This window comes from Shewanella sp. 433, assembly GCF_059338565.1.
Window position 1 is genome coordinate 2,766,026 of sequence record NZ_CM181703.1, and the last position, 19,905, is coordinate 2,785,930.

The 19,905-nt window shown below is 46.5% G+C and carries 17 protein-coding genes; 8 read left to right on the plus strand and 9 right to left on the minus strand.

All coding sequences use genetic code 11. The features are described 5' to 3' along the window. Window positions 1–19: 19 nt before the first annotated feature. Window positions 20–532, plus strand: a complete 513-nt coding sequence (locus AC5YB1_RS12145; RefSeq protein WP_494519392.1) for a DUF2062 domain-containing protein — start codon at window positions 20–22, stop codon at window positions 530–532. A gap of 108 nt (window positions 533–640) precedes the next feature. Here the strand turns inward: AC5YB1_RS12145 and lolE are convergent, their stop codons facing one another. The 3 genes from lolE to AC5YB1_RS12160 are packed head-to-tail and all read right to left on the minus strand — an operon-like array spanning window position 641 to window position 3,853. After that, entirely contained in the window at window positions 641–1,897 is a 1,257-nt protein-coding gene (lolE, locus tag AC5YB1_RS12150) for a lipoprotein-releasing ABC transporter permease subunit LolE (protein WP_494519393.1), read from the minus strand. Continuing rightward, on the minus strand, window positions 1,894–2,616 hold the full coding sequence (gene lolD, locus AC5YB1_RS12155; protein WP_494519394.1) for a lipoprotein-releasing ABC transporter ATP-binding protein LolD: 723 nt from the start codon (window positions 2,614–2,616) through the stop codon (window positions 1,894–1,896). The genes lolE and lolD overlap by 4 nt, the downstream gene beginning before the upstream one ends. A gap of 4 nt (window positions 2,617–2,620) precedes the next feature. Further along, window positions 2,621–3,853, minus strand: coding sequence for a lipoprotein-releasing ABC transporter permease subunit (locus tag AC5YB1_RS12160; RefSeq protein ID WP_494519395.1), 1,233 nt, complete (start codon window positions 3,851–3,853; stop codon window positions 2,621–2,623). A gap of 95 nt (window positions 3,854–3,948) precedes the next feature. Between AC5YB1_RS12160 and AC5YB1_RS12165 the strand changes: the two genes are divergently transcribed. The 5 genes from AC5YB1_RS12165 (at window position 3,949) to AC5YB1_RS12185 (ending at window position 11,464) form a co-directional block, all read left to right on the plus strand. Next, complete coding sequence (locus tag AC5YB1_RS12165) at window positions 3,949–4,542, plus strand: hypothetical protein (RefSeq protein ID WP_494519396.1); 594 nt, start codon at window positions 3,949–3,951, stop codon at window positions 4,540–4,542. A 78-nt stretch (window positions 4,543–4,620) separates the two neighbouring features. Beyond that, window positions 4,621–8,103 (plus strand): transcription-repair coupling factor, encoded by a 3,483-nt coding sequence (gene mfd / locus AC5YB1_RS12170; protein WP_494519397.1) that lies wholly within the window; start codon window positions 4,621–4,623, stop codon window positions 8,101–8,103. Then, on the plus strand, window positions 8,096–9,118 hold the full coding sequence (locus AC5YB1_RS12175; RefSeq protein WP_494519398.1) for a peptidoglycan binding protein CsiV: 1,023 nt from the start codon (window positions 8,096–8,098) through the stop codon (window positions 9,116–9,118). The genes mfd and AC5YB1_RS12175 overlap by 8 nt, the downstream gene beginning before the upstream one ends. 373 nt (window positions 9,119–9,491) lie before the next feature. Further along, complete coding sequence (locus AC5YB1_RS12180; RefSeq protein WP_494519399.1) at window positions 9,492–10,805, plus strand: molybdopterin-dependent oxidoreductase; 1,314 nt, start codon at window positions 9,492–9,494, stop codon at window positions 10,803–10,805. A 5-nt stretch (window positions 10,806–10,810) separates the two neighbouring features. Further along, on the plus strand, window positions 10,811–11,464 hold the full coding sequence (locus AC5YB1_RS12185; RefSeq protein WP_494519400.1) for a c-type cytochrome: 654 nt from the start codon (window positions 10,811–10,813) through the stop codon (window positions 11,462–11,464). A 158-nt stretch (window positions 11,465–11,622) separates the two neighbouring features. Here AC5YB1_RS12185 and AC5YB1_RS12190 read toward each other — a convergent pair whose 3' ends face one another. The 3 genes from AC5YB1_RS12190 to nagZ all read right to left on the minus strand — a co-directional run bounded on the left by AC5YB1_RS12190 (window position 11,623) and on the right by nagZ (window position 14,108). Next, on the minus strand, window positions 11,623–11,892 hold the full coding sequence (locus AC5YB1_RS12190) for an acylphosphatase (protein WP_494519401.1): 270 nt from the start codon (window positions 11,890–11,892) through the stop codon (window positions 11,623–11,625). Between the two features lie 572 nt (window positions 11,893–12,464). Then, window positions 12,465–13,019 (minus strand): alpha/beta hydrolase YcfP, encoded by a 555-nt coding sequence (ycfP, locus tag AC5YB1_RS12195; RefSeq protein WP_494519402.1) that lies wholly within the window; start codon window positions 13,017–13,019, stop codon window positions 12,465–12,467. A 75-nt stretch (window positions 13,020–13,094) separates the two neighbouring features. Then, window positions 13,095–14,108 carry a beta-N-acetylhexosaminidase gene (gene nagZ / locus AC5YB1_RS12200; protein WP_494519403.1) on the minus strand — a complete coding sequence of 338 codons (1,014 nt, stop codon included), beginning with the start codon at window positions 14,106–14,108 and terminating at the stop codon, window positions 13,095–13,097. 354 nt (window positions 14,109–14,462) lie between these two features. Here nagZ and AC5YB1_RS12205 point away from each other — a divergent pair, with 354 nt between their 5' ends. Next, window positions 14,463–15,839, plus strand: a complete 1,377-nt coding sequence (locus AC5YB1_RS12205; protein WP_494519404.1) for an L-serine ammonia-lyase — start codon at window positions 14,463–14,465, stop codon at window positions 15,837–15,839. A 256-nt stretch (window positions 15,840–16,095) separates the two neighbouring features. Here the strand turns inward: AC5YB1_RS12205 and cysB are convergent, their stop codons facing one another. Next, complete coding sequence (gene cysB, locus AC5YB1_RS12210; protein WP_494519405.1) at window positions 16,096–17,070, minus strand: HTH-type transcriptional regulator CysB; 975 nt, start codon at window positions 17,068–17,070, stop codon at window positions 16,096–16,098. Window positions 17,071–17,302: 232 nt separating this feature from the next. Here cysB and AC5YB1_RS12215 point away from each other — a divergent pair, with 232 nt between their 5' ends. Continuing rightward, a complete protein-coding gene (locus tag AC5YB1_RS12215; protein ID WP_494519406.1) occupies window positions 17,303–18,079 on the plus strand; it encodes a hypothetical protein in 777 nt (258 codons plus the stop codon). Window positions 18,080–18,258: 179 nt separating this feature from the next. Here AC5YB1_RS12215 and pdxH read toward each other — a convergent pair whose 3' ends face one another. Together pdxH and speB are read right to left on the minus strand one after the other, a co-directional pair. Continuing rightward, window positions 18,259–18,900 (minus strand): pyridoxamine 5'-phosphate oxidase, encoded by a 642-nt coding sequence (gene pdxH / locus AC5YB1_RS12220; RefSeq protein WP_494519407.1) that lies wholly within the window; start codon window positions 18,898–18,900, stop codon window positions 18,259–18,261. A gap of 59 nt (window positions 18,901–18,959) precedes the next feature. Further along, a complete protein-coding gene (gene speB / locus AC5YB1_RS12225; RefSeq protein ID WP_494519408.1) occupies window positions 18,960–19,883 on the minus strand; it encodes an agmatinase in 924 nt (307 codons plus the stop codon). Window positions 19,884–19,905 lie beyond the last annotated feature (22 nt).

Genomic DNA, 19,905 nt, shown 5'->3' on the forward strand with positions numbered 1-19,905 from the left:
AAGACTGCAAACCTAAGCTATGCCAAAAAAAATCATCGAAAGATTTATGCCAAAACCAGAAACACTGCGAAATCATAAACACTTGCAGATGTTTGGGAAGTTGTTGCATAAACCCAACTTATGGGCGCTTAATCGGCGCTCGGCCCCAATGGCATTTGCCGTAGGTCTGTTTGTCGCATGGGTTCCTATGCCCTTTCAAATGGTATTAGCGGCAGCGTTAGCCATCATATTCAATTGTAACCTGCCCGTCGCCGTGGCCTTAGTCTGGGTCACCAACCCCATTACCATGCCCTTTATGTTTTATGCCGCTTACCTCTTTGGTACTACATTACTCAATCATCCACCGCAAGAGTTTGCCTTTCAAGCCAACTGGCAATGGATTGAAGCGTCACTTTCAACCATAGGCCCGCCCTTTCTAGTGGGATGCCTGGCATTTGCGATCATTTTTGCCACCTTAGGGTACTTTGTGGTTCACAACTTGTGGAAATACTCGATTTTATTCAAATGGAAGCGAAAGAAACGACAGTATTGAGCGATAAGCATGATAAACCGCAGCATACCAAGCACCAGCAAAAAATAAGGCATTGGTACTTAATTGCACCAATGCCTTTAGTTTTATCTTTACATGTTGACCTTAAACTCAACGCCCAGCAAGAGCCTGCGCTGGGTGGATGCGGCTGGCTTTCCACGCCGGATAGAGGGTCGAAATAAGGCTCATTACCAAGGCTAAAGCGATCACCATCGCCACGTCAGGCCAATACAGCTGCGAGGGTAAAAAATCAATAAAATAGATATCGGCTGACAGCAGTTGTATGCCTAAGAGCTGCTCAATGCTGCTGGCTATCGCGCTTAAATTCAGTGCAATAGTGACGCCTAACACCCCGCCAATGAGGCAGCCAAGCATGCCATTTAACGCCCCTTGCACAATAAATATCCCCATTACCGTGGCTTTAGCCATTCCCATGGTCAGCAAAATGGCAATTTCAGACTGTTTATCGCGCACCGCCATCACCAAGGTCGAGACGATATTAAAACAGGCCACCGCGATCACTAAGGCAAGCACTAAATACATTATAGCTCTAACCAACTGAATATCTTGATAAAGATGCCCTTGGGTTCGGGTCCAGTCGGAAAGGTACATATATTGCTGCTGGCTGTAACCAAGGCTGCGGATCAAACTTGGCGCGGCAAATACGTCATCCACTTTAATGCGCACGCCACTCACCCCGTCAGCAAGCCCTAAAATGGTCGCACCATATTGCAGCGGTATATAGGCGGTAGTTAGATCTAATTCGCCGCCAATTTCAAAAATGCCCGACACCACAAATCGATGGCTTTTGGCCGCACTGATGCGTTTAGTCTCATTTGGTTTCGCACTCAAATTTGGGGTGTAAAGGCTTAAACTATCACCTACTTGCAGCGATAAACTGTCGGCAAGCCCACGGCCCAGCACAATATTATTACCCGTTTGCTGCAGTGACTGCCAACTTTGTCGGCTCATATAGTGGGCAATATTAGACACCTTCGACTCAAGGCTTGGCTCAATACCGATCACGGTGAGACCCTGGAATCCGCCCGGCTTTTGAATTAAGCCTTGTAAACGTACAAAAGGCGCAGTGGCAACTATCCCGGCGATCTGCTGCGCATCTTGGGCGATTTGTGGCCAATCACGAATAGGTTCATTGACCCCGGTCAATTCCCCATGGGGCACGACGCCCAGCAAACGTTGTTCTAATTCACGCTCAAAGCCATTCATTGCCGACAACACAGTGATCAATACCGCCACCCCTAAGGCGATGCCGGCTGTTGAGGCAAAAGAGATAAAACTGATAAACCGATTCGATTGACGCGCACGGTAAAACCGCCAACCAACCCACAAGGAGAGCATCTGACTCATGATTTCTCCACACTTAGCGGCTGATTTTGCTCATAAAGTAAACCATCTTGCATTTGCAGTTGCCTGTCCATGCGCTCAGCCAGTTTAGGATCGTGAGTCACCACCACAAATGCGGTACCAAACTGGCTACCCAGCTCGCGTATAAGTTGGTAGACAGCCTCACCGCTGGCCGCATCTAGGTTACCCGTGGGCTCATCGGCTAATACTAATTTGGGTTGATTAATCAAGGCGCGAGCAATGGCGGTGCGTTGCCGCTCACCACCTGACATTTCGCTGGGAGTGTGCTGCAATCGATGACTTAAGCCGACTCGTTCCAGTAATGCCTTAGCTTGCTGCTCGACCTCTTGACGGGGGCGTCCCTGAATCAGCCCGGGCATCGCCACATTCTCTAACGCGGTAAACTCAGGCAGCAGGTGATGAAACTGATAGATAAAACCTAAATCTTGATTACGCACCTTAGCCTGGCGCGCCGCCGAAAGCTGATATAAATCTTCACCAAGCAGGGTCACTGTACCGCTACTGGGTTGATCTAACGTGCCCATGATATGCAGCAAGGTGCTCTTGCCCGAGCCCGATGTGCCCACAATGGCGAGCTGCTCACCGCGATACACATCGAGATTAACACCTTGCAGCACTTGGGTGTCGATGCTGCCTTCATGGTAGCCTTTACTGACATGGTTAACTTGTAACAATAAGTTCTTGTCTTGCTGTTGTGTCATATTACTATTCATACCTTAATGCGCTGGCGGGTTGAACATTGGCCGCGCGTAATGCTGGATAAACCGTGGCTAAAAAGGTGATTAACAAGGTGCCAATCACAATCGCACTCAGCTGCGATAGGGCTAACTGCACTGGCAACGACTGACCTGCTCCTAAGATGGAGATGCCTAAACTCGACATAATGCTATTAAGGTTAAGGGTGATAAGTACCCCCAATAATACCCCGCCCACTAAGCCTAATATCGCATTGAGCGAGCCTTGGATCATAAAAATGCCCATCACACTGGCGGTGGGTAACCCTTGGGTTTTTAGCACGGCTACATCGGTGGTTTTATCAACCACCATCATCACTAAAGCCGACACAATATTAAACGCCGCGACCGCGATGATAAGGCTAAGCATTAACGACATCATATTTTTTTCCATCTTCACCGCCGAAAACAGATGGCCATAATTATCGCGCCAATCAGAGGTGGTGACGCTAACGCCATCCTCGGCAAAAGCCGCCACCACTTGTGGTTGAAGAGTCGAAGCGTTAAATGGGTCACGCAGATATAACCTTAACTGTTTGATCTCACCAGCTTGTTGACGCATCAAGCGCTGGGCATCGTCATGGTGTACATAGGCCAAATTAGCATCGACTTGCGAGCCCATCTCAAACACGCCCGCCACATAAAAATTACGCTGGCTTGGCACTGGTCCTAAGGGGGAATAAACCACGCCATCGCCACTGAGCACCCTGACTTTATCACCTGGAGAAACGCTTAAACGGCGAGCCAATTCGGCGCCCAGCACAATTTGGTAATCGCCCGGCGTTAATACCGCTAATGAGCGATGAAAACGGGGATTCATCAGGGCCACATTTTGTTGTTCTATTTCGGGGTAGATGCCATAGATTTGCACCGCGCTGATGTTGCTCGGCGACTGCAGCATCGCCTGAGTCGAGATACTGGGGCTCACCGCGACCACATCATCAAGTTGCATTAGCTTAGCCGCAGTCTGTTGCCACTGCGCTATATCATGTTCGCTATACACGGTTAACTGCGGCACTGCGCCTAAAATACGCTGTTTTAATTGACCTTCGAGGCCATTCATCACAGAGCTGACAATGATCAGCGCTGCCACACCAAGTACAATGCCTGACACGGCAAAAAGGGTAATAAAAGAGGCGAAGGAGTTGGCTTTGCGTGCACGCCAATATCGGTAACCTATGGTCCAAGATAACGCTAAATTCATGTTTCGCTGGGTCTCTTTGCTCAGGAGCCTTGATAAATCATTGAGATGCGCACGATAATAGGGGTAATAGCACTATAAAAACAAGAGGCAATCCTGTGAACACCGACTCAAACTCCTTTTTTAGCGTCAAGCACAGGTTTTCAGTATACCTGTCGGCGTGGCCAGAGGATCAGCCTCTTCCCTCAGAGAGCCAACTCAAAGCGATGTTGCCCCTAGGGCTGCAACTTATCAGCGAAGTAAAAACCATGGAAGCGGGCTGTTTATTACAGCTGAGAAATCTCGATGACGACGCCCGTACCGTAGTCGAATACTTAAAACTGCAATCGCGTAAAATCGATTTAGTATTGCAACATGTGCTTGAACAACAAATCTATGAAGGTGATAAATGCCTTGGAGAGTGTTTTGGCGGCAGTGGCATTCGGGTCATCAGTGATCAGCCTTTACTTGTGGGGCGTCAATATAGGGTCACGCTACACATAAAAGAGGCATTGATTTCGATGTTGTGCATGGCGCAATGCACCGCTTGCGCCCCCATTGCCGGCAATGATGACCAAGATAACGGCTTTCTCTGTGACTTAAGCTTTAGCCAAATCCTCGATGAAGATATTGAACAATTGGTCAAAGCCAGCCTTAATGTGCAACAAAAACAGTTACAACAACGGAAAAAAGACAATCAAACCGCCCCCTAGTTTTCACTGGCACTAGCGAGACTAAGCCTCTACAATGTCGGGCATCTTTGTCGATTTTTGGCCACTAGTCTCATCCCAATGAATGCTTTTTCAGTCTTAACACCCCCGAAAGTCAAAGGGGTTAAAACGCCGCAAACACTGAGCCACTTGCATGGCGCCGCTCAGGCCATCACACTAGCCAATATTTGTGATGCCCATGATGGCTTAACCTTAGTGGTCACTCACGATACGCCCAGCGCCTTGCAACTCGACACTGAGCTTCACTATTTACTGGGCGCGAAATCGATACCTGTGTTGCTGTTTCCCGACCGCGAAACCTTGCCTTACGACAGCTTTTCACCCCATCAAGATTTGGTTTCCCAACGCCTAGAAACGCTGTCACGTATACCCAGCGCGAAGAAGAGTGTGGTGATTGTGCCCATTAGCACCCTGATGGTGCGATTACCGCCGCAGTCGTTTTTAACCGGTAACGTGCTATTGCTCAATAAAGGCGATACGTATCAGCTGCAACAGGTGCGTCAACAGTTGGTAAACACTGGCTATCAACTGGTCGAACAGGTCTACGAACACGGCGAATTTGCAGTGCGCGGCTCTATTATCGATATCTTCCCTATGGGATCGAACCACCCTTACCGTATCGAACTGTTTGACGACGAAGTAGAGTCTATTCGCCAATTTGACCCAGAGACCCAACGCTCCAGCGGTGAAATTGACGCCATTCGACTATTGCCAGCCAAAGAGTTTCCCACCGATGATGCCGCTATCGAAGGGTTTCGTCAGCGCTATCGCCGTCAATTTGAGGTTGTGGTTAAAGAGCCCGAATCGGTTTACCAAATGGTCAGCCGAAAAGTGATGCCCGCAGGCATTGAAAGCTATTTACCGCTATTTTTCGATGAAACGGCCACACTGTTTGATTATCTGCCAGAGCATACCCAATTAGTGGGCATTGGTGACTTAGATACCGCCGCCAAGACCCATTTAAATGAGGTCAGCCAGCGCTATGAAAATCGCCGTGTCGATCCTTTAAGGCCACTACTGCCGCCTAAAGACTTATACCTGTTAACAGAGCAAGTTTTTGAAGCCTTCAAACGTCTGCCCCGCATTTTATGTAAAGGCACTGATTATCAAGGCACCAGTATTGCTGCCAAGGTTGAAGCCTTACCCGATATCGCCTCCAACCATAAATTAAAGCAACCACTATTGGCGCTGCAGCAATATGTGCAATCGGGCATGCCGATACTGTTTTGTGCTGAATCTGAAGGACGCCGAGAAGCCTTACTAGAACTGCTGGCCAAAATAAACATCAAGCCCACGCTGTTTGAGCATTTTTATGAATATGTCAACCAACCTGTTGCCTTTGGCTTGATTGTCTCACCCTTGTCTCAGGGCGCGATTATTAGCGACAAAAAAGATAAACGCTGGGCATTGGTATGCGAAACTGAGCTGTTTGGCCAACGGATTTCACAGCAACGCCGCCGCGATAAACAGCGCCAAATTAGCAGCGATGCACTGATTAAAGATTTAGCCGAACTCAAAGTTGGCCAACCCATAGTGCACTTAGATCATGGTGTGGCCTTGTATCAAGGCCTCGAAACCTTAGACACCGGCGGCTTAGTTGCAGAGTACCTAAAACTCGAGTACGCGGGTGGCGATAAACTTTATGTGCCTGTGGCGTCACTCAATCTGATTAGCCGCTACAGCGTCGGCCCCGATGATGAGGCTCACCTTAATAAGCTAGGTAACGAAAGCTGGACCAAGGCAAAACGCAAGGCTATCGAAAAAATCCGCGATGTGGCCGCCGAGCTATTAGATGTTTACGCCAGACGCCAAGCTAGGCCCGGCACCGCCTGTAAACTCGACAAAGAAGAGTATGCACAGTTTGCTGGCAGTTTTCCGTTTGAGGAGACCGTCGACCAAGAAACGGCTATCGAAGCGGTACTCAACGATATGTGCTCGCCTATCTCTATGGACCGCTTGGTGTGTGGTGATGTTGGCTTTGGTAAAACCGAAGTCGCCATGCGCGCCGCCTTTGTCGCCGTGAATGACAACAAGCAGGTTGCCATACTGGTACCCACCACCCTGCTTGCCCAGCAACATTACGAAAACTTTAAAGACAGGTTTGCCGATTGGCCGATTAAAATTGAAGTGCTATCGCGCTTTAAAACGGTCAAAGAGCAACAGGCCATTCTCGAGCAACTGAGCAATGGCCAAGTGGATATCGTCATTGGCACCCATAAGTTGCTGCAAACCGATGCTAAATTTGACAATTTAGGCCTGCTCATCATCGATGAAGAGCACCGTTTTGGTGTAAGACAAAAAGAAAAAATCAAAGCCCTTAGGGCCAATATCGATATTCTTACCCTAACCGCTACGCCCATCCCCCGCACCCTGAATATGGCCATGTCGGGCATGCGAGATCTGTCGATTATCGCCACCCCGCCAGCTAAGCGCTTAGCAGTAAAAACCTTTGTGCGTGAATACGATGAAGCAACTGTGCGCGAAGCGCTACTGCGTGAGATCTTGCGTGGGGGTCAGGTCTATTTTCTGCATAACAATGTCGAAACGATTGAAAAGCGCGCGCGAGAATTAGAACTCCTGTTGCCAGAAGCTCGGGTGATCACCGCCCATGGTCAGATGCGCGAGCGTGAACTCGAAAAAGTCATGTCTGACTTTTATCACCAAAAATACAACGTGCTAGTGTGCACCACGATTATCGAAACCGGTATCGATGTGCCCAGCGCGAACACCATTGTGATTGAGCGCGCCGATCATTTTGGCTTGGCACAGTTGCATCAACTGCGGGGCCGTGTGGGACGTTCGCACCATCAAGCCTATGCTTATTTGATGACACCGCACCCCAAACGCATGACCAAAGATGCCAGAAAACGGCTTGAAGCCATTGGCGCACTGGAAGATCTCGGCGCAGGCTTTATGCTCGCCACCCAAGACTTAGAGATCCGCGGCGCAGGAGAACTACTGGGCGATGAACAGAGCGGCCACATATCTAAAATTGGCTTTACCCTCTACATGGAAATGTTAGAAGATGCCGTCAAGTCGCTTAAAGAGGGCAAAGAGCCGTCACTAGAGCAGATGCTTAGAGGCCAGTGTGAGGTCGACCTACGCATACCAGCCCTGCTGCCTGAAGATTATGTGCATGATGTCAATATTCGCTTATCGCTGTATAAGCGCATTGCCAACTGCAGTAATGAAAACGCCCTCGATGAGTTAAAAGTGGAACTGATCGACCGCTTTGGTCTGCTGCCACAACCCGCCAAAAACTTACTCGAGCTGACCCTTTATAAACATCAAGCCACGACCCTTGGTATCGCAAAAATCGAGATGCACGCCAAAGGCGGCAGCCTTGAATTTAGAGACGATCATATTGTTGACCCGGGCTTTATCATCGGCCTGCTGCAGAGCCAACCACAAAATTATCGTATGGATGGACCAAGTAAGTTAAAATTCATCATGCCAACAGAAACCGATAAAGAGCGATTAGCCTTACTGTCATTGCTGATCTCGCAACTGATGCAACACCGCCTTGGAGAACCACGTGCTTAAACAAAGTCTATTATTGGTCACCACACTGCTCACCCTTTCCAGTTCAGTATTGGCCGCCGATGAGCGCTGGTTTGAAGTAGAGATTTACCTATTTGAGCGCCAAGGCACGCCATTTGAAGAGATGGTTAAAAACCCGGCCAATATCAATAAACGCGCGCCTATAGACATGATAACGCCACTGTTTAGTACCAATATTACCGGTGCGAGCCTTGGGCTTGAAGGCTGCAGCGCCCAAGAGTGGATCGACGATGCCAATAGATGTGATCAGCAACTGAAATCGAGCCAAGTCAGTCATCCCAGTCGCATCCCGATGACGGTCGCCGCCAGCACACCTCAGTATGCCAAAGTGGGCCAGTCAACGGTATTACTGGCTGAATCTCAGGCGCAATTTGGCGACATCATCAAGAAGCTCAATCGAGAGTCAGGCCATCGCGGTTTACTGCACATGACCTGGCAACAGTCGATGCTGCCGCGCCATTTAGCTACCCCTGTTCGTTTGTTTGCTGGTGAAGACTTTTCAGGCCGTTATTATCCCGATGGCATGTCGATATCCCAGCAGATGGCACCAAGTGAGATCCCTGAATTTAATTTCGATCTTGGCCTCAATCCAACCACCACTCCTGCGCCATTGTGGCAACTCGATGGAAAGATCAATATCTATCTTAACCATTACCTATATGTTGAAACCGCGCTAACGCTTCGCGAAGAAGGCACCAAAGTATTGCCAGCACAAACCGCTGACGGCCTGCTCGCCAATAACGCTGGTACCAAGGTCCCCTATCTATTTAAGATCTGGATGGCGCAAAATAGACGTGTTAAAAGTGATGAAATTCATTACTTTGATCACCCCAATATGGGCATTATTTTACAAATCAGAAAAATGACTCACCCGAGCGAGATCAGCGCTGATACCTTAAAACAGCTGGGGGTAATGCTCGATACCACCTCGCCAATGCCAGCAAAAGATACCCTAGAACAAGCAAGTAACAGTGTTCATCAGACTTTATCGTATTAAAGTAAGACTTTGATAGATAACGCTAGTAGTTAGCGTTATCTACACTCTTGCAGCAAACTGTTACATCATGATAGCAATGCAATGGGTATCACCTTCGGCCATATTCATACAAAAAAGGTTTTCACTGCCGTAATTTCTCCCCTTTCTATCAGACCGAATGCATAGCAATCGGACAATTAAAAAATCAGCTATTTTCAGCAAACATCCATTGCCGTTTTACTAAAGCATTTTTAGCAATCAATCTTGTTAAGGCCATATAGTCAACTAATATTACAAGTTAGCAGCATCATTGGATCGTATGTTATTGAAACCGACTCACCTGACTTTCAATAAACGCGTGCCGCTTAGACGTTGACTAAAAAGGAACCTTAATATGGATGACAGAAAGCAAAAAAAGCGCAAAGGTATCTTCGAGTATTACGCGAAAAATCCTGAATCAGCCGATGAAAAAATCTTCGGTAGAGTCAGCTATCCCGACCGCCGCGGTTTTTTGAAAGGAGCAGGTCTGGCGACGATGGCGGCAGTACTGGGAGGAGCTATCCCCTTTCATCGCAACATGCCAGCAGGTATGATCCCTGCGGCGTTTGCAGAAGGCCTCGATGATGTAGTGATTGAAGGAAAAGAGGGTCTGACAGTACTCAACGACAGGCCGATGAACGCAGAGACGCCACCTCACCTGTTGAATGACGACATCACCCCAACCTCACGCCATTTTATTCGCAACAACGGTATTCCACCGACTGCGGTCAACGCCGAACGCTGGACCTTAACCATTAATGGATTGGTCGATAAGCCTTTGACACTCAGCATCAATGATCTCAAGCAGAATTTCGATGTAGTAGAACAACAGCTATTAGTGGAGTGTGGTGGTAATGGCCGTGCTTTCTTTGAACCCAAAGCCAAAGGTAATCAATGGACATACGGGGCAGTAGCATGTTCGAGCTGGACAGGTGTGCGACTCGCTGATGTGCTTAAGGCTGCTGGAGTTAAGGATGGCGCAGTTTATACGGCTCACTACGGCGCCGATAAGCACCTCTCTGGCGATGAGGGAAAACTCCCCATCTCCCGGGGCCTCCCCATAACAAAAGCCATGGGCAATGAAAACCTTATCGCCTTTGAACAAAACGGAAAACCACTTCACCCGATGAATGGTGCACCTCTTCGCTTAGTCGTGCCTGGTTGGCCGGGCTCGTGCTCACAAAAGTGGCTGACACGTATTCAAATTAGAGATCAGATACATGATGGTCCTAAAATGACCGGTACCGCTTACCGTGTACCTAATCGCCCTGTTGCACCGGGTGAAAAAGTCGCTAATGAAGATTTCGAGATTATCGAACGTATGCCAGTCAAATCACTGATCACCTCGCCACAAACCAATACCGAGGTTTATGGTAGCGAAGTCTTAGTGCGCGGTCATGCTTGGTCTGGCGATCGCAAGGTTGATAAAGTACAAATTTCTATCGACTTTGGCGCAACTTGGACCAATGCCTCACTTGCCGCACCAGCAAATGAAGGTGCTTGGCAAACTTTTAATACTAAAGTGAAGTTCCCTCAACCAGGATACTATGAAGTATGGGCTAAAGCTGTCGATGATCATGGGATCAGCCAGCCATTTGCCATTGCTTGGAATCCGAAAGGCTACCTTAATAATACCTTTCACCGTGTGGCATTAGTGGTTAAAGGTTGATAGCAATGAATAAAAGAAAACTATTTGAGCGGGTTTTCCCGCTCTCATTTTACTTGTTGATTAGCTTACCACTTTCAGCAAACGATGCGTTGATTTTAGCCGGTGAACAACAAGCTATGGTTTGCAAATCATGCCATCAATTTTCTCCCAACGGTGTCGAGGTCATAGGGCCACCGTTATGGGGCTTGGCTGACAGGAACATCGCCAGTTTCGACGGCTTTAATTACAGTGATGCTTTAAAGCAAATTAAGGGAAAGTGGAATGCGCCAAAGCTCGATGCGTTTTTGGCGTCACCCAGTGAATTTGCGCTCGGTACCAAGATGGTATTTCCAGGTGTAACAGACCCTGGTGCCCGCGCAGCAATCATAGCGTGGCTAGCAACTAAAAACCCTGTGCCGCCAAATTGGACCACGCAAGCATCTGGCTCACCAGTCAAATCAGCCGGAGATGGTATTTTGACACCTGGAGAGAACATGGATCTCGTCGCTGCGGTTTGCTCCGCTTGTCACTCGCTGCACCTCGTAGCACAACAAGGATTAAGCAAAGCAAGCTGGGATGAAACGTTGCAGTGGATGATCGATGAGCAGGGAATGGATGAGTTAAATGCTGAAGATCGCGAGGCTATTTTAGTCTATCTCTCTACCTATTATGGCTTGTAATCGATGAGTTAGTCTTTTGCGCAAAAGTGTTTCAATAGATCACTAACCTGTGAACTTGCTACCTTCTCTTTGGATCATGGGGGCTCTGTACACAAGTATTGATCTATTTTAAAGGCTCGAACATATAGAGCTTGATCACAAAGCAAAGCCCATCGGCCTCAATGTATCGAAAAGTCGAGGTAGATATCATCAGCCTCATCTTCTTCCACTAACACATCTTGAACAAGAGATTGAGGTGCCCCTTGATGACTCCAAGCGATAAATCGATCGACAGCATTACTGCCTCCCTGTAATAACACGGCAACGTCGCCATTATCGAGGTTTTTCACATAACCTGTCAGCCCAAATTCATTAGCTTTTTGCAGGCTATAGCGCCTAAAACAAACACCTTGGACTTTACCCGATATCGTCAGTAATACCCGTTTCATTTATGCCTCATTTGCTCAACCCGACAGTTAAATATAATCTCACTTGCCCCTTTGAAGATAACCTAAAGTTTCAAGATGGGCAAAATTTAGGCAAAAAAAACAGCTAACTAATAAAGTGGTTAGCTGCATCGGGCGACATACGCAAACAGGAACGGGCGATTAAACCCAAAACAGAATAATATGTATCAATTTGTATCACAAAAGCTGTGATTAACGCTATATCCAGATAAAGAAAATATACTAATAAGCGTAAATTTTAGCCTGAACTATGTTAAATACACGCTTCGCTCATCTTACCGATAAAAAACAATCAACCACTGATGAAGAAAGCTGGAGTAAACAGTAGCCAAAAAAGTTGACCACTACAGTTAAATGGTTAATGACTAAGGAGGAAAAGAAAGATTTAAAAACGGAGGTTAAAAATACCGAGCAAACGTCGCACTAAAATGAACTTGAATAAAACCATGTTCTAAGGCAAGACGTTGCCAGAGCCAAATGACTCAGCCAACACATATTAAAAATAAGATGACATTCATTTCGCTGAGCAACCAAGTTGCTCAGCGAAATGAAGCTCAGCCAAAATCGGGTGGAGCTAACTTAAAATCACTAATACGCGCAAGGTGAGCCGATAGTGAGGCAAATTTGTGGCGCTGTTCTTCATCCCACAACACTTCATAATAAGGGCTTAACGCCGCGGCCACTGCTTGGTTATCATTCACTTCATCATGGCGCGATAAAATACACAAACCATTACCACGATGCTTAGCGCGAAATTGACTCACACACTTATTGGCGATATCAGCGTACTCCTCAGGGCGATCGATTTTTCCCACCATGGTAATTTCTGGATGAATATTGGGATTAATCAATACCGTTTTAATGCCATTTAAAAAGCCAATACGTTCAGCCCAATATGCACCCAAGCCGACACCAATGGCAATAGGATGCGGATCGTCACACACTTGTAACTGGCGATTCACTTCATGTAACAAGTGTTGCATATCATGCTTAGGATGTAGAGTACTATAACTGACCAAACGCACATCATTATCAATAAACTGTAATTGACGCATTTTTTCGTGATTACCCGGACTGGTTGCATCGAAGCCGTGAAAATAGAGGATCATCCTGTCACCTATTGATAAAGATTGAACATTAACTTTAGCTAACTTACTACTGCTACTATTTGCGCTGTATCAAAGTTAGTTCAATACGATTTGCTCGGCTAGCAATTTAGCCTTATGCCAACGAACCTCATCTTGAAGTGCGATCGCAACTTGCACCGGATCGGCGCGTAATTGCGAAACCGATGCCTTAGGCGAGCAAGTTGGCCAACTAAAATCGCTGAGCAACTCGGTGACGCCTAGGTTATCGTTACATACTAAAATCATATCGCATCCCGCATCGAGTGCGGCTTTGGCACGCTGCCGATACCCCCCGACCACCCCCGCCCCTTTCATGCCAAGATCATCAGAAAAGATCACCCCATTAAACTGTAACTCGCTACGCAGTACTTCTTGTAACCAGTAATGAGAAAAACCGGCGGGATTAGGATCGACGCTATCGTAAATCACGTGGGCAGGCATAATCCCCTGCAATCGTTGCTCGGCAATGAGCTGCTTAAAGGGCAGCATATCGAGCTGTCTAATCTCTTGCTCTGATCTTGAGTCCACCGGTTGGGCGATGTGAGAGTCTGCAGCGACACTACCATGTCCGGGAAAATGTTTACCTACCGCAGCCATACCTGCGCTGCTCATCCCCTCAATAAAGGCATCGGCTAAGCTGATCACTTCTTGGGGGTGGCCACTAAAGGCACGCGTGCCGATCACTTGACTTATCCGATTAAGGTCAAGCACTGGCGCGAAGCTTAAGTCAATATCACAGCTCAATAGCTCTACTGCCATTAAAAAACCCAGCTCGCGAGCCCACAGCCTAGCCTGCTCAATATCGCCATTGGCTTTTGGCAAGATGTCGCCCATGGCAGGAATGCGGCTAAAACCATCGATAAAGCGTTGTACTCGTCCACCTTCATGGTCAACGGCAATTAACAGATCGGGCTGTAGTGCTCGGATAGAGGCCACCAGCTCACATAACTGTGCCCGGTCATGATAATTACGGCTAAATAAAATTATCCCGCCGACCATAGGATGCTGTAACTGGGTATTCTCCTGTTCAGACAAGGTTGTCGACAGCAGATCCATCATTAAATAGCTCACTTTATCTCCCTAAAACATGGTTAACACCAAGGCTATCTGTACTGTAATATATAAATCAAAAAATATCGATTAACGATAAATATATGTATCTTAAAAGAAATGGATTCAATTGATTAAAATTGCTTCACGCTGCAAGATACATATACATAATATGCCTAATCCGAACACCCTTCCCCAAAAATAACTAATGCGAAATATAGTGCAAAAGTATGGGATACTGCTACTTTATCAATCTTAATTTGCTGACACACTTAGCACAACATTTTCACAGGTTTGGTCAGCATAAACTGATGTATAGACCTAAAATTATAAGATTGAATAACGATCACCATGAACAAAAGCAGGGTTTTATAAATGATTAGCGTATTTGACATGTTTAAAATTGGTATTGGACCATCGAGCTCACATACTGTGGGGCCGATGAAAGCCGGTAATATCTTTATCAAAGATTTAGAAAAGCATGGTCATTTGGCAGCAACCGATGAGCTAAGATCTGAACTCTTTGGGTCGCTTGGACAAACAGGTAAAGGCCACGGTACGGGTAAAGCCGTTATTTTAGGACTAATGGGTGAAGATCCCGAAACCGTCGACACCGATGCTATCGATGACATTTTAGCTCATGTTAACGACACTCAATCATTGAACATGCCAAATCAAAAAGTGGTTCGCTTCAGCCGCGAGCATGGCATTACCTACCACAGACGTAAGAGTTTACCCGCCCATGCCAATGCGATGACGCTATATGCCTATGAAAAAGGACTGTGTATCTATCAGCGTACTTATTATTCTGTGGGTGGCGGTTTTATTCTCGATGAAGATGAAATTTTAGCTAAAAACGCCTCTCCAGCAGCGCCTATAGAGGCTGCTCCTTACGATTTTAATAGTGCCACTGAATTACTCAGCATGTGTGTCGATAACGGTTTAAGCATATCAGCACTGATGATGGCAAATGAGCGCTCGGTGGGTGAAGAGCAAGAAATTAAACAGCGCTTATGGCATATCTGGCAAACCATGAAAACTTGCGTTGAACGCGGCTATCAAAAAGAAGGTATTTTGCCTGGCGGCCTCAAATTACGTCGCCGTGCCCCAGCCCTTTATCGTCGCCTTAAAGCCGAAGGAAAAAACTCTGTCGATCCGTTAACGGCACTCGACTGGGTCGACCTATTTGCATTAGCCGTGAATGAGCAAAATGCGGCGGGCGATCGCGTGGTGACCGCCCCCACTAACGGCGCGGCGGGCATTATTCCTGCGGTATTATGTTATTACGATACTTTTGTTCAGGAAGTCGATATCGATATCTGCTGCCAATACTTATTAACCGCTGCGGCTATCGGGATTTTATATAAGAAAAACGCTTCGATTTCTGGCGCCGAAGTGGGTTGTCAGGGAGAGGTTGGTGTAGCCTGCTCTATGGCCGCAGCAGCATTGACCGAGATCATGGGTGGCACTGTAGAACATGTAGAAAACGCCGCTGAAATTGGCATGGAACATAACCTAGGTTTAACCTGCGATCCCGTTGGAGGCTTAGTGCAAGTGCCATGTATTGAACGCAACGCTATGGGAGCTGTTAAGGCTATTAATGCCTCTCGCCTAGCGATGCGCGGTGATGGTAACCATAAGGTGTCATTAGACAAGGTGATTAAGACCATGATGGATACAGGTAAAGACATGCGCAGTAAATACAAAGAAACTGCAAAAGGTGGTTTAGCGGTTAACATTGTAGAGTGTTAAGCTGATAATTTTGCCTTTGTCGTCTGTAGGCTTAGCCGTACGCGGGTATGGAGCTTGAACATAAACGAGCAAAAAGAAGGCACTAAGCGTCAAACGCTTTTTTGCTAATAATGACTCACAAAAAAACTCGCCTTGGCGAGTTTTTTTGTCTCTATCGGTTTATGTCACGATATGTTGTTATCGATTATCTCTTTCGATCGGGCTATGAGGAGTTGTCTAGCATATAATCGCAGCATCTCAGGTAAGATCCAAACGACTAGCGTATAGGCAACTCAACATCGGCAAACAAATTTTCAATCAGCTGCGGATCACGCAATGCCACCGCCTTCTCCACGATGTCTTTAGTCAAGTGAGGCGCAAAATGTTCTATAAACTCATACATATATGTACGTAAGAAGTTACCTTTTCTGAAACCAATTTTAGTGGTGCTGTGGGCAAAAAGATGACTGGCATCGATAGCCACCAAATCTTTGTCTATCACAGGATCGATTGCCATAGAGGCGATAACGCCCACCCCTAAGCCTAAGCGAACATAAGTTTTTAATACATCAGCACTGGTAGCAGTAAACACCACTCTGGGATCGATACCCGCCTGATTAAAGGCTTTCTCGATTTCAGACTCTCTATCGAAACCAAAGACATAAGTGACTAATGGAAAGCGGCCTAAATCTTCAATACTGATCTTTGACCGTGTTGCTAATGGATGATCTTTAAGCACTACAATTGAGCGATTCCAATGATAACAGGGCAGCATAATTAAGTCTGAATACAGGTGCATCCCTTCAGTTGCGATAGCAAAATCAGCATCACCTCTGGCGGCTAATTCACTTATCTGCGAGGGCGTGCCTTGATGCATATGCAAATTCACTTTAGGATAGCGATCAATAAAACCACGAATAATATTAGGTAAGGCGTAACGCGCCTGAGTATCTGTGGTGGCAATATTTAACTCGCCCTGATCAGGCTTAGTGTATTCCTCTGCCACTTTTTTGATACTCTCTACTTTACCAAGAATATCATTAGCAATACTGATCACCTGCAAGCCTGCAGGTGTCACATGGGTGAGGTGTTTACCACTACGACCAAAGATTTGAATACCCAGTTCATCCTCGAGCATCCTGACTTGTTTACTGATCCCTGGCTGCGATGTATATAAATTTTCAGCAGTGGCAGAAACATTTAGGTTATGATTAACCACTTCGGCGATATATCTAAGTTGCTGCAGCTTCATCGTCTATCCTTTAGCAAATAGCAAAGTCTGTGCTCCAAGGCTTAACACCACCTAAAATCGGAACCTAAGTATAAGAATTAGTTATAGTATACGAAAAAAATTAAAGCAAATAGAATATAGCATAGAGTTGTGGCAGATCACACGACATTAGCACAAAGCTAGACTAAGATAGCTATGCTAGAGTGTTGATTTATAGTAGCATTAACGGAATTGCATAAATTATGGTAGACCTATGATATTTACTTTGGTTCTGATCCTCATCGGTGCATTACTTCTACTGGTTATCGGTATCAATGTTATCCAACAGCAGAAAGAACGCGCCGAGGCAGAAAGAAGAACAGAATTAGCCAGACAGAGAGCCATAATAGATGAAACTGAAACCGTATTGTCTTGCACAGGTATGTTTCCCTGCTCTACCAATATCGTGCTTATCCTCTATAAACGCGTTCAAGAGGCGTTGTCACTGTCAGTAAACCTTGGAGGTAATCAGGCAACGGATTATCAACGTCGCTTACAAGACATAAATGCGCAAATCGAAGCGCTAAATAACGGCACAAAACAAAATCCGTCGGTAGAAAGCTTTCGCTTACCCGACACAGACAAACAGATCCTCACCTTAGTGCAAGTGCTTAAAAAGCTTAAAGCCATTTTGAGAGCTGAGCATAATAAAGGCAAAATTGATCCCACCATTTTTGCTCAAGAAGAGGCTCGGATCGACAATTTACAATTAAGAATTAATGTCGACTCTATGCTATCGCGCGCCCGTAGTGCCAGCTTTATGAAACAGTACGGCTCATCTAAACAGATGGTGACCAAGGCGCTGGCGACCTTGCATACCATAAAAGCCATGACCCCTAACGACCCCTTTATTTCCAAAAAGGTCGATGAAGCAAAAATATTACTCGATGAGATCATGGGGGCACAGAAGCAAGCAGCGCCTAACGCTCCAAGGCCTAAAAACGATGATGATGATATTGATGTATTGTTCCAACCGAAGAAAAAATGGTAACGCTGATCACAAACTAACAGCGTACGCATCAATACTACTCATAAAAAAAATCGCCCGTTGATGGGCGATTTTTTAGTTTCATACTAAAGAGAGTCGCAAGCGTAGCTAAGATGACTAAGTCAGTCGCTTAGCTCAAAAGACTAACTCAAAAAGACTAAGCCTCAAAAAGACTAAGCAGCTTAAGGCGCTAGACGGTCAATCTCCCAACCTTTATCCTGTTTAGTGTATAAAAAGCGATCGTGTAAACGATGCTCTCCACCTTGCCAAAACTCTATGCTCGATGGACGCACTAGATAACCGCCCCAAAACTTTGGCAAAGGAACTTCACCTTGACTAAGTTTTGCTTTCATTTCCGCAAATTTGCTTTCCAGCGCTTGTCTTGCCGAAATTTTACTCGATTGCTTAGATACCCACGCAGCTATCTGGCTCTCTTTGGGGCGAGTAATAAAGTACTTTAACACCTCTGCAGTCGACAACTGCTCAGCAACCCCCGTAACCGCCACCTGTCGCTCTAATGCATGCCATGGAAACAACAGACTCACTTTAGCGTTGTGGGCAATCTGCTCCGCCTTACGACTCGCAAGATTGGTAAAAAAGACAAAACCGTCATTATCAAACCGTTTAAGCAATACGATACGCTGAAAAGGTTGCCCCGTTTCATCCACCGTGGCAACAGACATGGCGGTGGGATCGGTCAACACCTCGGCATCACGAATTTGCTCTAGCCAGGTTTCGAATAACGCCATCGGGTGTTCAGGGAGCTCATCGCGATGTAAGCCGCCTAAAGTATATTCTCGCCTGATATCACTGATCTTAGACATCTCTCTACCTTTCCTTGCTAAATGGGATCAAAGCACTGTCGTCAAGTGCGCTGTGGCAATTACTTTTTATGCGCACTAGCCCACACATGCAGCATTTCTAGTCCTAACGTTGCGCCTGCTAACGCCGTGATCTCCGCCGAATCGTAGGCTGGCGCCACTTCTACAACATCCATGCCCACCACGTTCATTCCGCGCAGGCCACGAATGATTTTCATCGCTTTATCGCTGGTTAAACCGCCGCACACAGGGGTGCCGGTACCTGGCGCATAGGCAGGATCGAGGCAGTCAATGTCGAAGGTGACATAAAGTGGCATATCACCCACTCGCGCCTTAATTTGCGCCACAATATCATCGGCACTCAAATCATTGGCTGTCGCGGCATCAATCACCTTAAATAGATGGTTACTGGTATCGAAATCGGTGCGAATACCAATTTGAATCGAATGAGCAGCATCGATAATGCCTTCATTCGGCGCATGGTAAAACATCGTGCCATGATCATACTTGCTGCCCTGAGAATAGGTATCAGTATGGGCATCAAAATGTAACAAGGCCATTTTACCGTGTTTTTTATAGTGTGCCCTTAACAAGGGTAAGGTCACAAAGTGATCCCCACCAAAGCTCAGCATCGCCTTACCTGAACTGATAATGGCCGTAGCAAAATCTTCTACTCTTTGGGTAAAATCTGCCGCATCACCGCAGTCGTATACCAGATCGCCAGCATCGACCATTTTAAGGCGTTCGCTTAATTTAAAATCCCAAGGCCAACGCTGCTCTTCCCAAGCTAGATTAACCGAGGCTTGACGAATCGCACCTGGCCCCATTCGACCACCAGAACGACCCGTGGTTGCCATATCAAACGGTAAACCCAATATCACCACATCGGCATCGCTTTGCAGTGGTTTAAAATCCAGAGGTTGTCTTAAGTAACCAAATGCATTGGAATAAAGCGAATAGTCAGGCTTATCTGCAATCGTGGTCATGGCTGCTCCATATGTTGTTAAC

Bases quoted from the DNA above. Each gene is read 5' to 3' on its own strand.
- AC5YB1_RS12145 (WP_494519392.1), top strand. From the start codon at position 20: ATGCCAAAAAAAATCATCGAAAGATTTATGCCAAAACCAGAAACACTG.
- lolE (WP_494519393.1), bottom strand. From the start codon at position 1,897: ATGAGTCAGATGCTCTCCTTGTGGGTTGGTTGGCGGTTTTACCGTGCG.
- lolD (WP_494519394.1), bottom strand. From the start codon at position 2,616: ATGACACAACAGCAAGACAAGAACTTATTGTTACAAGTTAACCATGTC.
- AC5YB1_RS12160 (WP_494519395.1), bottom strand. From the start codon at position 3,853: ATGAATTTAGCGTTATCTTGGACCATAGGTTACCGATATTGGCGTGCA.
- mfd (WP_494519397.1), top strand. From the start codon at position 4,621: ATGAATGCTTTTTCAGTCTTAACACCCCCGAAAGTCAAAGGGGTTAAA.
- AC5YB1_RS12180 (WP_494519399.1), top strand. From the start codon at position 9,492: ATGGATGACAGAAAGCAAAAAAAGCGCAAAGGTATCTTCGAGTATTAC.
- AC5YB1_RS12185 (WP_494519400.1), top strand. From the start codon at position 10,811: ATGAATAAAAGAAAACTATTTGAGCGGGTTTTCCCGCTCTCATTTTAC.
- AC5YB1_RS12190 (WP_494519401.1), bottom strand. From the start codon at position 11,892: ATGAAACGGGTATTACTGACGATATCGGGTAAAGTCCAAGGTGTTTGT.
- ycfP (WP_494519402.1), bottom strand. From the start codon at position 13,019: ATGATCCTCTATTTTCACGGCTTCGATGCAACCAGTCCGGGTAATCAC.
- AC5YB1_RS12205 (WP_494519404.1), top strand. From the start codon at position 14,463: ATGATTAGCGTATTTGACATGTTTAAAATTGGTATTGGACCATCGAGC.
- cysB (WP_494519405.1), bottom strand. From the start codon at position 17,070: ATGAAGCTGCAGCAACTTAGATATATCGCCGAAGTGGTTAATCATAAC.
- AC5YB1_RS12215 (WP_494519406.1), top strand. From the start codon at position 17,303: ATGATATTTACTTTGGTTCTGATCCTCATCGGTGCATTACTTCTACTG.
- pdxH (WP_494519407.1), bottom strand. From the start codon at position 18,900: ATGTCTAAGATCAGTGATATCAGGCGAGAATATACTTTAGGCGGCTTA.
- speB (WP_494519408.1), bottom strand. From the start codon at position 19,883: ATGACCACGATTGCAGATAAGCCTGACTATTCGCTTTATTCCAATGCA.